Below are 15377 nucleotides of genomic sequence, written 5' to 3'. Positions count from 1 at the left end.
CAATCGAAGCCCCGGACATATTTCGTGTTCCTGGATTTTTGAATTTGCGGTAAGTTACAATCCTCGCCCTGCAGCAATTTCATCCCTGATTGCCAGGTAGGCAGCGGGCGAACCTGGCGCGTTACGGCAAACTAAAACTCACGCATACACAATAATCAAGTTTAACTCGTGGTTATATGGGAGCGTAGGATGCCACACATTGTTCGAATTTCTGTACTTTCACTTCTATCTTTTTTGAGTATTATTCCATTCGCATTTGCCCAACAGGGACGAGAAATTGAGATCGTCCTTCAATCGCGCCTATCTTCTTATGGAAATGATACTCCCATCATTATTGACTTTACGCTCACGAACCGATCCGGCGGCTCGATCCGAGTGCTCAGGTGGAGCACGCCACTCAAGGGCGTCTCCGGCGACATATTTTTGGTGACGAGAGGGTCGCAGCCAATTCAGTATGTAGGCCGTTTGGTGAAGCGAGGAGAGCCCACTGAAGCTGACTTCATCACTATCGAACCCGGACAATCGATTACGGTGCCGGTCGATCTGTCATTGTACTACGCCATCTATGAAGCGGGGAACTACACCGTAACCTATGAGACAGAGGAAATGGGTCTGCTGATTGGCGGTCCGGATGCCGTGACACGCGCGCCAGTTGTGAGCAACGCTGCCACGTTTAGGCTTCTATCTGGTCGAATTCCTCCGGAACGCGTACCGCTGTCGGCGCCCAAATTCGACCAGTGTGACAGCTCTCAGCAGGATGATCTTGGCCCTGCACTGGCAGAAGCAAGCAACATAGCGTCGAATGCCCTGCAGGCGCTGCAGAACACGCCCTCGGCCCAGCAACCCAATTCCCAAAGATATCTGACGTGGTTTGGGGTACATACCACAGGGTTTTACGCAAATGTCAGTGGAAACTTCTCGAAAATCTCGGATGCTCTTGCAAACAAGGCAATATCATTTGGATGCAACGGCAACGATTGCGAGCCAATCGATTATGCGTATGTATACGCGAACCACCCTTACAAAATTTTTGTCTGTAGCAAGTTCTGGTCTGCCCCTCTGAAGGGAACAGACTCGAGATCCGGAACGATCATACACGAAGTGAGTCACTTTGGCGTCGTTGCCGCGACAAAGGACTTTGCATATGGTCAAACTAACGCCAAGAAACTCGCAATTGTCAACCGACCTCAAGCTACATTCAATGCTGATAATCACGAATACTTTGCTGAGAATAACCCGGACCTTCCGATGTGAGGAACACCAGACGCTACTGATCTAGGCCGTGAACCCATAAACCGGGAAATGATCGAGATTGGTGGATTTGTGGATTGTCGGCTATCGGCCCGCGGGTTGGACGAAAGCGATTTCGCCGCCACGCGTTGATGATCGCCGCGTGCTGAATGGAATTTTCTGGGTGCTGCGCTACGGCGCGCCGCGGCGCGACCTGCCGCTCTGGTCTTGATCAATGCGCCACGCCGTCGGATGCGTGCAGGAGTCTCCAGGTCAAGCCGATGCGGCCGTCGAACTGGGATGCAAAATGTTCGGCGGCGTCGCCTTCCAGGCCGTCATCGACAAGAGCTTCGATGCTTCGTCGCAGCAGCGCGAGTTGCATCTCGCGGGCGTGTGCCAGGTCTGCCTCTCTCATGATTTCCGTGACGTGGTAGGCGACAACGGGCTGGCCGAGGCAGGACGTGAGCGCGCTCGCTTCCGACGTCACTGCCGTAACTGCATCTTCGATTTTCATTCTGGCGCTCCTCATCAAACAAGATGCTGGCGCCTCCCTATGAGACGACGGTGTTCCGTCGTTCCTTTTCAATTTCGACTGTCGCGAGTGGCAGGTGTGCGCGAAAGGAGAATTACCTCTTGTTTCAGTCTCCCTGAGTAGCCTCGCTACCCAAATCAGTATGCTGCAAAATTGAATTAAAGGCGACCGGATAGTTAATCGATGGTTAATGGCGGCGCTCGCATCTCAGGCGTTCGCGCATGAAACATCGGGCAGGTCCGCCTTGCGCCTCTTTTCGGACATTGAGACCAGCGTCGCTGTGCGCTCAGAAACGGACTCTCGCGATCCAGAACCGCAGCTGGATGGCCAGCAAGCGCGCCGACGAGCAGCCGAGCCGAGCAGCAGACGCGCTCGGCGGAAGAGTCTAACACCTGGGTCCCAAGCCAATTTCCGCTTGCTGCGCTCCACGTTATTGCAAGACGTTCAAATTTGAGCTTTCGCACTCATGCTTTGTCGAGAGTATCTCCTGTAGTCATTTAAACCTTCTGCGCCGTAAGGAGAACGCAATGACTCGCAATCACGTTGAACGTCTTGGAGAGTTCAGGGAAATCCTGGTCGCGACTCGACGCGAAGGAGTCCGTAACGTGCACCATACCCGCGACGCAATGCGGGCAAGTGGCTTTCAGATCGGGGACAGCGACGGCTCCAGCTACGGAGCCGAGTTGAAGGCGCTCCAAGAGGAAATTGAGGCAGTCGACCGCGCCATCGAAGACGAGAAGCGGTTGGCCTCGGCCCTCGAGAGCGCGGCTCAATCCCGCCGACCGACTAAACCGAGAATCGTGAAGGCAACATAGAGTCGGGTACGGCCCTCGGCGCCCGTCGCGTCGATCGCCTGCGGCATGGTGTCGGGCTCGTTGCTAAGCGACAGCAGCGAGACGCTTGTCCAATTATCCCCCCGCCAGCCTCGGCAGCAGGAAAATCTCCGATCCCTTTGGCAATTCCTTCGACCAGGTGTCGCGATAGATCGTCCCGTCGATGGCGACGGCGATGCCGCGGTCGATCAAGGGCTCGATGCCGGGATACTGTTCAGCCAGTTTCCTGAACAGCTCCCTTATGTCCTTGGCCTCGATCTCGACCTTGTTCTTGCCTCCGGCGGCCGCGCCAAGCGATCCCCAGAGCGTCACTTCGACCATCAGCCTGCCCGTTCCGCCTCGATCGCCGCCAGGATGCGCGGTGGCGACATCGGAATATGTGCCATCCGCACGCCGGCTGCATTCGACACCGCATTGGCGATCGCCGCCAGCGGCGGCACGATCGAGGTTTCGCCGACGCCGCGCACCCCGTAGGGGTGGTTGGGGTTGGGGATCTCGAGGATCTGCGTGTCGATCATCGGCAGGTCAGAGCAGACCGGGATGCGGTAGTCGAGGAAGCCGGGGTTCTGCAGCCGCCCGTCCTTGCCGTAGATATACTCCTCGTTGAGCGCCCAGCCGATGCCTTGCGCGGCACCGCCCTGATACTGTCCCTCCACATAGGTCGGGTGCACCGCCTTGCCGGCATCTTGCACCACCGTGTAGCGCAACACTCTCGTGGCGCCGGTCTCGGGGTCGACCTCGATATCGCAGATGTGGGTGGCGAAGGAGACGCCGGCGCCGTCGGCGACGAGTTCGCTGTGGCCGGCGATCGGTCCGCCGGTCGTGCCCGACGCGGCGGCAATCTCCTTCAGCGACAGCTTGCCGAGATTGCCGTGCTTCTCGCCCTTGGCAACCGCGTGGCCCTGTTCCCAGACCACGTCGTCGACGGCAATGTCCCACATCTGCGCGGCGCGTTCGCGCAGGATCTTGATCGCATTGCGGGCGGCCGAGATGGTCGCCATGGAGGACGAGAACGTGCCCCGGCTGCCGTCGGTCATGTCGTTGTAGCCGAGGCTGGACGTGTCGGCGACGATCGCCTTGACTTGGGTGTAGTCGATGCCGAGCTCCTCCGCCGCCACCAGCGACAGCGACGCGCGGGAACCACCCACATCGACCGTTCCGACGGCAAGCGAGACCGAGCCGTCCATGCCGATGTTGAGGTCGGTGCAGGTCTGGCCGCCGAAGTTGAACCAGAAGCCGCAGGCCATGCCCCTGCCCTGGTTCTTTCCGAGCGGCGCCTTCATGTGCGGATGGTTCTTCACCGCCTCCAGCGTCGGGCCGATGCCGATCGGGCCATAGACCGGGCCGTAGGACGACCTGGTGCCTTCCTGCGCGGCGTTCTTTATGCGGAAGTCGACCGGGTCCATGCCGATCTCTTTGGCCAGTTCGTCGACCGCGCTTTCCACCGCGAACGCCGCCATGGGTGCGGAGGGCGCGCGATAGGCCGCCGTCTTCGGCCGGTTGACCAGCACTTCGTAGCCGACCGTCTTGACGTTCTCGAGCCTGTAGCAGGCGAACGCCGTCATGGCGCCGATCTCGGCCCAGGAGCCCGGATACGGGCCACAGGAATAGCGCAGCGTCGCTTCGGCGGCGGTGATGGTGCCGTCCTTGCGGGCGCCGATCTTCACGTCGATCGAGGTGGCGCTGGTCGGGCCCGAGGCGCGGAACACCTCGTCGCGGGTCATCACCAGCTTGACCGGGCGCCCCGCCTTGCGCGACAGCGCCAGCGCCACCGGCTCGGCCCAGACATGGGTCTTGCCGCCGAAGCCGCCGCCGATCTCCGAGGAGGTGACGCGCAGCTTCGAGGCTTCCATGCCAAGCAGTTGGGCGCAGTGTTGGCGATAGACGAAATGCCCCTGCGTGCAGACCCAGAGGTCGGCGGTGCCGTCGGAGCTGACGCTCGCCACGCAGGCATGCGGCTCGATATAGCCCTGGTGCGTCTGCTCGGTCTTGAACGAGCGCTCGACGATGAAATCGGCGTGCCCGAAACCCTGATGGACATCGCCATGGCCAAACTGGCTGCGCTTGGTGACGTTGGACGGCTTTACCGGCTTTTCCTCGAGGCCCTCGGTGAAGATGGCATCGTTGATGAGCGGTGCGGAGTGCTTCATCGCCTCGTCGACATCGGTGACATGCGGCAATAGCTCGTAGTCGACCTCGATCAGCTTGAGCGCCTGCCTCGCCGTGCGGGCGTCGACGGCTGCCACCGCGGCCACCGCATGGCCGTCATAGAGCGCCTTGGTGCGCGCCATGCAATTGTCGAGGATGTCGTACATGGCGGCATCGCCATCGGTGAGGTCTGGCAGGTCGGCCGCGGTGATCACCGCCTTCACGCCAGGGAGCTTCTCCGCCTTCGACGTGTCGATCTTCCTGATCGTGGCGTGGGCGTGGGGGCTTCTGAGGACGCGCCCGACCAACTGGCCGGCCATGTTGAAATCCGCGCCGTAGCGCGCGCGGCCCGTCACCTTGTCGACGCCGTCGGGGCGGATAGGACGTGTGCCGACGGAGGCGAAGTTGCGATTGGAGTAACGCGGATCGAAATTCATCGTCATGCTCCCTTCATCACGTTTGCCGCGTCCTGAACGGCACGCACGATCTTGTCGTAGCCGGTGCAGCGGCAGAGGTTCCCGGCGAGGCCGAAGCGGATTTCCTCCTCGGTCGGATCGGGGTTCTTGGCCAGCAGGTCCTTGGCCGCGATCAGGAAGCCAGGCGTGCAGATGCCGCATTGAAGTGCTGCATGCTCCAGGAATTTTTGCTGCAGCGGGTGCAGGCTGTCGCCATGCGCCATACCCTCGACGGTCTCGACGCGGCGGCCCTCGGCTTCCGCGCCGAGCACCAGGCACGAACACACCAGCCGGTCATCGAGGATGATGCTGCAGGCGCCGCAGTCGCCGGTGCCGCAGCCTTCCTTGACGCCCGTCAGGCCCAGGCGATCGCGCAAGACGTCGAGCAGCGTCTCGTCCGGCTGGCAAAGGTACTCGACGCTGTCGCCGTTGATTGTGGTTGAGACTGCTACACCAGCCATCATTTGCCTCCTGCACGAGCATAGGCGGTCGTGGCGGCCCGCTTGGCCAGCACACCCGCAACTTTCCTTCTGAATTCGATGGTGCCCCGCTTGTCGTCGATGGGGCGGCAGGCGCCAAAGCAGACCTTGGCGAGCCTTTCAAGCGCGGCTTCGTCCAGCGTCCTGCCGATAATGGCCTCGGCCGCCTCGTCCACCAGCAGCACCGTGGGTGCCGCGGCGCCCAGCGCCACACGGGCCGCTGTGACGACGCCCCGTTCGTCGAGCGTCAGGTTCACGCCGGCGCTGACCACCGCAATATCCATCTCCGTGCGGGGAATGAAGCGCAGATAGGCATCGCCCGAGCGCGCTGCGCGCTTGTCGAGCAGGATCGCCTCGATGATCTCGCCTTTGGCCAGCGACGTCTTGCCCGGCGCGGTCGGCACGCTCCCCACGGGAATCGTTCGCCTGCCCCCCGGGCCGACTACCGATGCCCTGGCGCCGGCCGCGACCAGCGCCGGCACGCTGTCTGCAGCCGGCGAGGCGTTGCAGAGATTGCCGACGATCGTGCAGCGTCCCTGCACTTGCTTCGAGCCGATCAGCTTGGCCGCTTCGACGACGCCGGGCCATGCCTTCTTCAGGGCAGAGCTCTCGCCGAGGACGGCGCAGGGAACAGCGGCACCGATGCTGAAGCCGTCGGCCGTTTCCCTGATTTCACTCAAAGCCTCAATCGCCTTGATGTCGACGATCAGGTCGGGTTCGACAAAGCCGCCCTTCATCCTCACCAGTAGGTCGCTGCCCCCGGCAAGAATTGCGGCCGTACCTGTCGACCCGGCCAGCAGGCCAACGGCATCTTCGATTGAAAGCGGACGTATGTAGCGCATCGTCTCCCCTTGGTCTTCGCGATCTCAGCGAACCGTTATAAACAGTCTCCTCATAATGGCTATCCGGTTCCGCATTTGCGTCGATTAGGCCAGGCGCCGCAAAATCGAGTCCCACATCAACCTGAACCGGGGTACGCCAGGCCGTGCGCAGCCGGACAGGCTTGCGGCCAGGCCCTCAAAAATCCGAGAGCGTGTGTCGGACTGGCCAAGTCTCGTTCGTCCTAGGAACATCGAACAGCCATCGTGAAAGGATAATAGGATATGCCCGGCACCGTACGTTTGCATCGAGTTCTGACGACCAGCCCGGAGAAGGTCTATCGCGCCTTCGTTGAAGCGGACGCGCTGGCGAAGTGGCTTCCGCCGAACGGCTTCACCTGCACTGTCCATCACTTCGAGGCAAAGGTCGGCGGCACGTTCAAGATGTCCTTCCGCAACTTCACGACCGGCAACAGCCATTCCTTCGGCGGCGAGTATCTCGAACTCGTTCCGGCCGAACGCCTGCGCTACACTGACAGGTTCGACGATCCCAACCTGCCCGGCGAGATCCAGGTGACCGTAATCTTGAAAAAAGTGTCGGTCGGCACCGAAGTTGACATCACCCAGGCAGGCATTCCGGACGTCATTCCGGTCGAGGCCTGCTATCTCGGCTGGCAGGAGTCGCTCAGGAACCTGGCAAGGCTCGTCGAACCCGAGATCAATCAATGAAGCAATTCCAGGACAACTGCACTGCGCAATTGCGTAAGAAATAAATAGCTGCTGCGGTAGATGCGGCGGCCGGAGACCGGCCGTCGATCAACGTCAACGCCAGCTCTCCTCTCGTTCTTGTCTTCGGCGCTAATCCGCTCGAATGTCGCGCACGCCGTGTCCCAGGCGTTGGCCGAGCACCGGAACCGCAGGAACGATGTAGCGCTATCTCACCTTGATGACGACCTTGCCCTTCGCACGCCCGCTTTCGACGTAAGCCAGAGCCTCATTGGTCGCTTCGAATGGAAAGACCCGATCGACAACCGGGCGGATGGTTCCGGATTCGATGAGGGCGGTGATCTTGCCCAGATGATCGCCCTGCGCCCACATGAAAAGGAACGAAAACGTCACCCCACGGCGCCTGGCCTTGGTCCGAATACCGCGACTCAACAGGCGCAGTATCAATCTCAGCATCAAGTTCAGACCCTTTTCCCTGGCAAATTCGGGATCCGGTGGGCCGGAGATGGAGATGAGCTTCCCACCCGGTTTCAGCACATTCAGGGATTTTTCAAGCGTATTGGCGTCCTGGCTGTTCAAGACGACGTCGTAGCCCGACAGGGCTTTCTCAAAATCGTCTTTCCTGTAATCGACGACGACATCGGCGCCGAGACCCCTGACCAGATCGGCACTCGCCGCACCAGCGGTTGTGGCAATCGTCGCGCTGAGATGCTTCGCCAGCTGTATGGCGAATGTTCCTACGCCGCCGGAGCCAGCTTGAATGAAGACCTTTTGCCCCTTCTTCAAACCAGCCCTTTCAACAAGCACCTGCCAGGCGGTCAGACCGACCAGGGGGATCGAGGCCGCCTCTTCCATGCTGAGATTCTCGGGCTTCAAGGCCACGTCGGCTTGGTTGATGGCGATGAACTCGGCGAATGTCCCGATCCGGCCATCGCGCGGCCGCGCGTAGATCTCGTCGCCGGGTTTGAACTTGCGGATCTTTGATCCCACACGGTTCACCTTCCCGGCCACGTCGTGGCCCAGGATGAACGGAGGGCGGTACGGCAGGATGGGTTTGAACTCCCCAGTTTTGATCTTGGCATCCAGGAGGTTCACCCCTGCGGCGTGGACCTCGACCAGGACATCGTTGTCCCCGAGCTCCGGCTCGGGCATCTCGGCCAGCCGTAGAATGCCCTTCTTGTTATATTTATCGACGACGAATGCCTTCATGGCAGTGACTTTCTGAAAGGGATTTTGGTGTTTCTCATGGGCGTGAAATCTCTTGCCCCGCTGATGTTCAGACCGGCAGGCGGAACTGCTTGCGCAAGCTCTTGTCGAATATCGCCGCGGGCGCAAAACGGCGCAGGATGCTGACCTGCCGCGCAGCCCTGCCGGCGGTGTAGCGGCGTCGCGGGCGAGCATCGGTCGCGGCCCTGACGACCACCTCCGCCACCACTTCCGGCCGATCGGCCCTTGGCATCACATCACGAAGCAGAGCGTCGACCCCGGCCCGAGCCAGATCGTATTCTTTCAACAAGGAATCCGGCTCAATTCCGTTCTGGTCAAAGACGGTGCGCACGAATGCCGGCTCGATGAYCGAGACGCGAATATTGAAGGCACGAACCTCGTGATCTAGCGATTCCGAATAGCCTTCGAGCGCGTGCTTGGCCGCCGAATAGTGCGCGGCATACGGTGCCGGTACGAGGCCCAGCACCGAGCCGATGTTGATGATGCGGCCCTCGCCGCGCCCCCGCATCGACGGCAACACCGCATTGGTCGCGCGCATGACGCCGAACAGATTGACGTCGAACAGGGATTGCACCTGTGCGACCGAGGATTCCTCCGCGCCGCCAAGCAGGCCGACACCGGCATTGTTGACCAGGAGATCGATCCGGCCGGTCTGTGACAGCACAGTCGAAACGAGCGCAGCGATGGCCTCACCGTCGGTCACGTCGCAAACCAGCATGGTCACGCCGTCCGGGCCGTTGCTGGCTTTGCGGCGGCTCGTGCCGAAGACGGTGAACCCTGCCCGCGCCAAGGCCTTGGCGGTGGCGCGGCCAATGCCCGAGGAGGCTCCCGTCACGACAGCGGTTTTTCCGGAGTTCATATTCATTTCGTGCTCCAAACTCATGAGGGCTAGCTTTGTCGCGCCAGTTGAATTACACTCATAATATCAAATTATAGTCATAATGCAATAGCAGAAAGGAATCGCAGCCATGCGCTACGAAAAGGGCCGAAAGGACGCGTCACGGGGCCGGATCATGGAGGTTGCCGCCGACCGTTTTCGCGGTGACGGCATAGCCGCGTCCGGGCTGGCAACCATCATGAGCGACGCCGGGCTGACCAACGGCGCCTTCTATCCGCACTTTCAATCAAAGGCGGAGCTTGTGCGCGAAAGCGTGGCGGCAGCTATGGAGATCCAGTCGCAGCAGCTGGCGGAAGCACTGGCCTCCGGCGGCCCGGAGATGGGCATAGAGGCATATCTGTCCGCCGAGCACCGGGACAATCCGGGAAAGGGCTGCGCGTCCGCCGCGCTGCTGCCGGAACTCGGGCGTCAGCCACCTGAAACGCGCAAAGTCTATACCGACCACTTACTGACCTTGGTGCGCCAGTTGGCTGCAGCACTGCCGCAGGCCAAGGACCCGGAAGGCACCGCACTGGGTGTCTTTGCAACGCTCATCGGCGCGCTGCAACTGGCCCGCGCGGTGGAAGGAACCGAATTGTCGGATCGCATTCTTGCGGCGGGCAAAGATGTGGCGCGGACGCTGACCCAACAGAGCTAGGGCGGCGCGCCAAGTCCTCGGCTGCCACACCTTGACGATCTCGCCGAAGCCCGGCGCCTTGGGTTGCTCTAAACATCGAGAGTGACGATCATGCCGCGGACTTCGGCCATCTCCAGGAGCAGGTCCTGCAGGTTTTCGTCCAGCACGGCACCGGTCAGCACCAAAAGCTCGGCAATGCACTCTCTCATCGATATGACGGCGGCGCCGGTTTTCTCGGAAAGCAGCCGCCCGATGGCCGTGCGGATCAGGTCGTCCCGATCAGACATCGTGTCATCTCGCAATGCAGCCTCCCTCATGCTCCCCATGCCTCACCCGCGCTTTCAACGACAGGGCGTGGTTTCTCTTACGGTATGATTTTTTGACGCCACATCCGCGGCTGTGCTCACGCGGACGGCAGCAACGGCTCGTTGCCGGGCTGGATGGCTTCGACGGCGGTGGCGCACGGGGTGGGTTTGTATCCCGCAAGCCCAGGAATGCGCTGTAGGGAAGCGCAGAAAACGCCTTCAGATGACCGCCGGAATAGAGTTTCCAAACAGGCGCTGAGCGGCTTATTTGCCGCAATGATGATCGTTGATCTTGTTCAGCGCATTCGCGTCGGGCCCAACGCGGTCGTAGGAGCACGGTCCGGCCGCCGTGGTGACCAACAGCTGGTCATAATAACGCGGGCCGCCGAAAAGGAAGTTGATGAGGTTGTCATCGGCGGGGACGTAGCGTTCGGATTGGGCCTGGTGGTGATGCCGGTCACCGGCGAACGCCGAACCGCAAAGGCCTGAGCCTATCGCGATAGCGAGAGCCAAGATCGCAAAGCATTTCGTGGTCATCGGCAACACCCTCCTGGCTATTCTGAATCACACCATACATCCAAAATCGCCAGCCGGACAAAAGTTCCAAACGGCGCGGTTGGGCAAGCCCAGCCGGACGCCGAGCCGCAGGAATACCAAATGCCGACGAAGACCCATCGCGATTGGCTCTTGCCGAAGCCGGCGGCCTCGCTCATCCATGGGATTGCAACGACAGCTTGGAACCAGTGATGACCGATGCCAGCCTTTATCTAGTCGAAGCGACGATCGAGCAATTGCGCCGCGCGCTCGATGGCGGCGCTGTCACCAGCGTCGAACTGGTCGGGGCATATCTCAGGCGCATCGCGCATTTCGACCGCCACGGCATTACCCTCAACGCGGTCCCGGTGCTCAATCCAGCGATGTTCGAGGAGGCCGCCGCCTCCGACCAGCGCCGCCGCAACAGTGCCACGCTCGGACCGCTCGACGGCATCCCCTACACCGCCAAGGACAGCTACAAGGTCGCCGGTCTGACCGTGGCCGCCGGCTCGCCGGCCTTCGAGCATCTCATCGCCAACGAGGATGCTTTCACCATCGCCCGGCTGCGCGCCGGCGGCGCCGTGCTGATCGGCCTCACCAACATGCCGCCGATGGCCAATGGCGGCATGCAGCGCGGCGTCTATGGCCGCGCGGAAAGCCCGTACAATGCCGACTTCCTGACCGCCGCCTTCGCGTCGGGGTCGTCCAACGGCTCCGGCACGGCGACATCAGCCAGCTTCTGCGCCTTCGGGCTGGGCGAGGAAACCTGGTCGTCCGGGCGGGCGCCGGCCACCAACAACGCGCTGGTCGCCTACACGCCGTCGCGCGGCATCATTTCGGTGCGCGGCAACTGGCCGCTGGTGCCAACCATGGATGTCGTGGTGCCGCATACGCGCAGCCTGCCAGACATGCTCGAACTGCTCGAAATCATCGTTGCCGACGATCCCGAGACGCGAGGGGATTTCTGGCGCGCGCAGCCTTGGGTCAAGTTGCCGAAGAGCTCCGATGTGCGGCCGCGACGCTATACTGATCTGGCGCTTGCGGGGTCGCTGAAAGGCATGCGCCTCGGCGTGCCCAAAATGTATATCGGCCGCGACAGCGGGGCGGATCGGCCGATCGAGACCCGCGCCTCGGTGCTTGCGCTGTGGGAACAGGCGGCGGCGGATCTCACGCGGCTAGGCGCCGAGGTGATTGAGGTCGATTTTCCCGTCGTCTCCAACTATGAGCGCGACCGCCCCGGCGCGCGCACCATGGCCGAGCGCGGCCTGGTGCCAGAAGAATTCGCCAACCGCGAAATCTGGGATCTCTGCATCTGGGGCTGGGACGATTTTCTGCGCGCCAATGCCGACCCGGCACTGCCCGATCTCGTCTCGGTCGACGGCGCAAAGATCTTTCCACAGCCGCCGGGCACACTGCCCGACCGCTATGAGGGCGGCTTTGACTTGGCGGAGTACGTTGAGCGGGCGCGATCCGGTGTCACGCCCGCAGTGGACATTCCGACACTCGAGGACGGTCTGAAGGGACTAGAAACGACAAGGCGGATCGATTTCGAGGACTGGCTGGACCTCCACGGCATCGATGCCGTGGTGCTGCCCGCCGCCGCCGATGTCGGGTCGGCCGATGCCGATGTCAACGAGGCGTCGGCCGCGCTTGCCTGGCGCAATGGCACCTGGGTCGCCAACGGCAATCTGGTCTGGCGCCATTTCGGCATTCCGACCGTCACCGTACCGATGGGAACGATGGCCGACATCGGCATGCCGGTCGGCATCACTTTTGCCGGCAAGGCCTATGATGACGAAAAGCTGCTGCGCATGGCCGGCGATTTCGAGCGCTCCAGTCAGCGCCGCACCCGTCCTCCGCGCACGCCCGAATTGGCCGACGATGTCTTTCCAAGCCGTCCCGGCCAAGCCCCGAACAGCAAGGCGCCCCCGCTCGCCATCACGCTTGCCGCCGAGACGCGGGCTTCGGGTGATCGCGACGAGATTGTCATCACGCTCGACCTGCCTGGCGAAGCGACCGATACGGCCAGCATCCAGCTGCACGTCAACGGAAAGGCCGTCGCGCTGCAGCGAAGCGGCGCGCGCTTCAGCGGGAGTGCGCTTGTCCCGGCCGCCGAGCATCACCGCTTCCACAGTGTCTGGCGCGGCTCGTATGGCTCGATCGTGACAGCGGTGGTGCGGCTGGAGGATGGCCGCACCGCCGGCGCCTACGCGGTCACGGGTGGTATCGAGTGACTGCGGCCTTTCGGATCGCGCGGCGTCCAGTTTCGAAACTCGCTCCCGCGAGTCATATGCTGGCGTTTTCGAGAACCGGAGCGAAGGGTACTTTGAGTACGTCAGCACCGGAAGCGCAGAAAGTGCCGCCAGATGACTCGCGGGAGTAGAGTTTCCAGACGGTCTCTCAGTCCGTCCTGATCCAGACGCCCTTGGTATTGAGATATTCGTCGAGATGCTCGGCCCCGCCCTCGCGCCCGTAGCCGCTCATCTTGTAGCCGCCGAAGGGCACCGCGGGGTCGATGGCGTGATAGGTGTTGACCCAGACGGAGCCGGCGCGCAGGCGGTTTGCCAGCTGGTGCGCCTTGCCGATGTCGCGGGTGAACACGCCGGCACCCAGCCCATAAGGCGTGTCGTTGCCGCGCCGCACCACCTCGTCCAGCGTGTCGAAGGGCAGCGCCGAGATGACCGGGCCGAAGATCTCTTCGCGGGCAATGCGCATGTCATCGGTAACGCCTGAGAACACACTGGGCGCCATGAAATTGCCAGCACCGAGCCCGCCTTCAGTGATGCGGTTGCCGCCGGTGACCAGCCGGGCACCTTGCCTCGTGCCGTCCTCGATGAAGCCGGCGACGCGTTCGAGCTGCTTGGGCGAAATCAGCGGCCCGATCTCGGTTTCAGGGTCGGCGCCGTCGCCGATCCTGAGTTTTGCCGCATAGGCCGAGACCCGCTCGACGAATTCCTCGTAGATCGGCCGTTCGACGAACAGCCGCGACCCGGCGATGCAGATCTGGCCGGAATTGGCGAACACAGACATTGCCGCTACAGGCACGGCGCGCTCGAGATCGGCATCGGCGCAGACGATGACCGGCGACTTGCCGCCGAGTTCCAGCGAGACGCGCTTCATGTTGCCGGCCGAGGCGCGCAGGATGCTCTGGCCGGTCACTGTGGAGCCGGTGAAGACGATCTTGTCGACGTCCATATGGGCGGCGAGCGGCGCGCCGGCTTCCGCGCCGGTGCCGGTGACGACGTTGACAACGCCGGGAGGCGCGCCGGCCTCCATCATCAGCGCGCCAATCAGCAGCGGCGTCAGCGGCGCTTCCTCGGAAGGCTTCAGCACGATGGTGCAGCCGGCCGCCAGCGCTGGGCCGATCTTCCAGATCGACGCTGCGGTCGGCGCATTCCAGGGAATGATCGCGCCGACCACGCCAACCGGCTCCTTGCGCGTGTAGGAGACGATCTCGCCCGGCAGCGAATTACCGATCGTGTGGCCATGGATCGACGTCGCCATGCCGGCGTAGAAGCGCAGCATGCCGAGCACGCGGTTCTTGTTGGCGAGCGTGCGCACGATGGGCATGCCCATGTCCGTCGTGTCGGAAAGCGCGATCTCCTCCCAATGCCGCTCCATCAGGTCGGCAATCCTGAGCAGCAGCAGCTGGCGCTCATAGGGCTTGAACCGGCTCCATGGTCCGTCGAAGGCGCGCCGCGCCGCCGCCACCGCGAGGTCGATATCGCCTGAATCGGAGAGCGGCACGGTGCCGATCACGGCGCCGGTGGCGGGATTGCGCGTCTCGAAGCTGCGGCCACCGAGCGCGTCGCACCAGAGGCCATCGATCAGCATCTTGCGGTGCCGGCCATCGATAGGCGTGTGCAGGGGCAGGTCTTTAACCGATACCGTCAAGATCCCGTCCTCCCTTCCGAAACCAACCTAGCGGGCGGCCCAGACAAGGCCGCGCTCGACGATCAAGGCCATTTCCGGGACCGCGAACTCGCCGGCATTGTGTCCCAGCGCGCTGTAGAAGACCTTCCCAGCCCCATAGCGACGCTTCCAGACCACCGGCATCACGATGCCGCCTATTCCCGGAAAATGCTGGTCAGTGAAGGTGGTTGTGGCCAGCACTTCGTTGCCCGGATCGACATGCATGTAATACTGCTCCGATCGGTAGGCGAAATCACTGACGCCGGTTGTGATCGGATCATCCGGCTTGGTGACGGCGACCGTATAGTCGATGATGTCGCCGGGATGCGCGACCCACTGGCCGCCGGTCATGAACTGATAATCGGTTTCGCTGCGGAAGCTGTCGCACATCGTGCCGTGAAAGCCGCCAAGGCCACTGCCCTGGCGAACCGCGAGAACCAGGTTCTGAAGTTCGGCCTTTTCGATTGTCGACATGGTGATCACGGGCACGATGAGATCGAATGCGCTGAGCTTCGGATCGGCGAACATCGCGGTGCCCTCGCCAAGCGTAACGTCGAAACCGTTGCGTTCGAGCAGATCGCGCACGATTTTCGCACTCTGCTCCGGCGTATGCCCTTGCCAACCTCCCCAGGCGATCAAGGCTTTCTTCGGCATGTTGTCCTCC

Annotated in this window: 17 protein-coding genes; 6 read left to right on the top strand and 11 right to left on the bottom strand. The window is 62.2% G+C overall.

Annotation, left to right across the window (positions count from 1 at the left end; translation table 11 throughout):
* Positions 1 to 189 precede the first annotated feature (189 nt).
* Both AC1DZP_RS07685 and AC1DZP_RS07680 read left to right on the top strand, forming a co-directional pair.
* Positions 190 to 1254 (top strand): M35 family metallo-endopeptidase, encoded by a 1065-nt coding sequence (locus tag AC1DZP_RS07685; RefSeq protein WP_477301317.1) that lies wholly within the window; start codon positions 190 to 192, stop codon positions 1252 to 1254.
* A gap of 58 nt (positions 1255 to 1312) precedes the next feature.
* Entirely contained in the window at positions 1313 to 1462 is a 150-nt protein-coding gene (locus AC1DZP_RS07680; protein ID WP_477302229.1) for a hypothetical protein, read from the top strand.
* Here AC1DZP_RS07680 and AC1DZP_RS07675 read toward each other — a convergent pair whose 3' ends face one another.
* Positions 1463 to 1744, bottom strand: a complete 282-nt coding sequence (locus AC1DZP_RS07675) for a hypothetical protein (protein ID WP_477301315.1) — start codon at positions 1742 to 1744, stop codon at positions 1463 to 1465.
* Positions 1745 to 2289: 545 nt separating this feature from the next.
* Here AC1DZP_RS07675 and AC1DZP_RS07670 point away from each other — a divergent pair.
* Entirely contained in the window at positions 2290 to 2577 is a 288-nt protein-coding gene (locus AC1DZP_RS07670; protein ID WP_477301313.1) for a hypothetical protein, read from the top strand.
* Between the two features lie 93 nt (positions 2578 to 2670).
* Here the strand turns inward: AC1DZP_RS07670 and AC1DZP_RS07665 are convergent, their stop codons facing one another.
* The 4 genes from AC1DZP_RS07665 to AC1DZP_RS07650 are packed head-to-tail and all read right to left on the bottom strand — an operon-like array spanning position 2671 to position 6519.
* The gene (locus AC1DZP_RS07665) at positions 2671 to 2916 is read right to left on the bottom strand and encodes a MoaD/ThiS family protein (protein ID WP_095091116.1); all 246 of its coding nucleotides are present in this window, start codon (positions 2914 to 2916) and stop codon (positions 2671 to 2673) included.
* On the bottom strand, positions 2916 to 5180 hold the full coding sequence (locus AC1DZP_RS07660) for a xanthine dehydrogenase family protein molybdopterin-binding subunit (protein WP_477302189.1): 2265 nt from the start codon (positions 5178 to 5180) through the stop codon (positions 2916 to 2918). The genes AC1DZP_RS07665 and AC1DZP_RS07660 overlap by 1 nt, the downstream gene beginning before the upstream one ends.
* A gap of 2 nt (positions 5181 to 5182) precedes the next feature.
* A complete protein-coding gene (locus AC1DZP_RS07655) occupies positions 5183 to 5659 on the bottom strand; it encodes a (2Fe-2S)-binding protein (RefSeq protein ID WP_095091114.1) in 477 nt (158 codons plus the stop codon).
* Positions 5659 to 6519, bottom strand: a complete 861-nt coding sequence (locus tag AC1DZP_RS07650) for an FAD binding domain-containing protein (RefSeq protein WP_477301312.1) — start codon at positions 6517 to 6519, stop codon at positions 5659 to 5661. The genes AC1DZP_RS07655 and AC1DZP_RS07650 overlap by 1 nt, the downstream gene beginning before the upstream one ends.
* 261 nt (positions 6520 to 6780) lie before the next feature.
* Here AC1DZP_RS07650 and AC1DZP_RS07645 point away from each other — a divergent pair, with 261 nt between their 5' ends.
* A complete protein-coding gene (locus tag AC1DZP_RS07645) occupies positions 6781 to 7224 on the top strand; it encodes an SRPBCC family protein (protein WP_457155191.1) in 444 nt (147 codons plus the stop codon).
* Between the two features lie 204 nt (positions 7225 to 7428).
* On the opposite strand, the gene AC1DZP_RS07640 is transcribed toward AC1DZP_RS07645, so the two are convergent.
* Together AC1DZP_RS07640 and AC1DZP_RS07635 are read right to left on the bottom strand one after the other, a co-directional pair.
* Positions 7429 to 8430 carry an NADP-dependent oxidoreductase gene (locus tag AC1DZP_RS07640; RefSeq protein WP_477301310.1) on the bottom strand — a complete coding sequence of 334 codons (1002 nt, stop codon included), beginning with the start codon at positions 8428 to 8430 and terminating at the stop codon, positions 7429 to 7431.
* Between the two features lie 67 nt (positions 8431 to 8497).
* Positions 8498 to 9313 (bottom strand): oxidoreductase, encoded by an 816-nt coding sequence (locus AC1DZP_RS07635; RefSeq protein ID WP_477301308.1) that lies wholly within the window; start codon positions 9311 to 9313, stop codon positions 8498 to 8500.
* Positions 9314 to 9416: 103 nt separating this feature from the next.
* Between AC1DZP_RS07635 and AC1DZP_RS07630 the strand changes: the two genes are divergently transcribed.
* A complete protein-coding gene (locus tag AC1DZP_RS07630) occupies positions 9417 to 9983 on the top strand; it encodes a TetR/AcrR family transcriptional regulator (RefSeq protein ID WP_477301306.1) in 567 nt (188 codons plus the stop codon).
* Positions 9984 to 10051: 68 nt separating this feature from the next.
* Here the strand turns inward: AC1DZP_RS07630 and AC1DZP_RS07625 are convergent, their stop codons facing one another.
* Positions 10052 to 10249 (bottom strand): hypothetical protein, encoded by a 198-nt coding sequence (locus AC1DZP_RS07625; RefSeq protein ID WP_477301304.1) that lies wholly within the window; start codon positions 10247 to 10249, stop codon positions 10052 to 10054.
* Between the two features lie 282 nt (positions 10250 to 10531).
* Positions 10532 to 10804, bottom strand: coding sequence for a hypothetical protein (locus tag AC1DZP_RS07620; protein WP_477302187.1), 273 nt, complete (start codon positions 10802 to 10804; stop codon positions 10532 to 10534).
* Between the two features lie 209 nt (positions 10805 to 11013).
* On the opposite strand from AC1DZP_RS07620, the gene AC1DZP_RS07615 reads away from it, so the two are divergent.
* On the top strand, positions 11014 to 13035 hold the full coding sequence (locus AC1DZP_RS07615; protein ID WP_477301302.1) for an amidase: 2022 nt from the start codon (positions 11014 to 11016) through the stop codon (positions 13033 to 13035).
* 166 nt (positions 13036 to 13201) lie between these two features.
* On the opposite strand, the gene AC1DZP_RS07610 is transcribed toward AC1DZP_RS07615, so the two are convergent.
* Together AC1DZP_RS07610 and AC1DZP_RS07605 are read right to left on the bottom strand one after the other, a co-directional pair.
* On the bottom strand, positions 13202 to 14635 hold the full coding sequence (locus tag AC1DZP_RS07610; protein WP_477302185.1) for an aldehyde dehydrogenase family protein: 1434 nt from the start codon (positions 14633 to 14635) through the stop codon (positions 13202 to 13204).
* Between the two features lie 87 nt (positions 14636 to 14722).
* The gene (locus AC1DZP_RS07605) at positions 14723 to 15367 is read right to left on the bottom strand and encodes a ThuA domain-containing protein (protein WP_477301300.1); all 645 of its coding nucleotides are present in this window, start codon (positions 15365 to 15367) and stop codon (positions 14723 to 14725) included.
* Between the last annotated feature and the right edge of the window lie 10 nt (positions 15368 to 15377).

It is taken from the genome of Mesorhizobium sp. P2_F8 (genome assembly GCF_056403655.1).
This window is presented reverse-complemented; position numbering and strand designations above follow the sequence as displayed.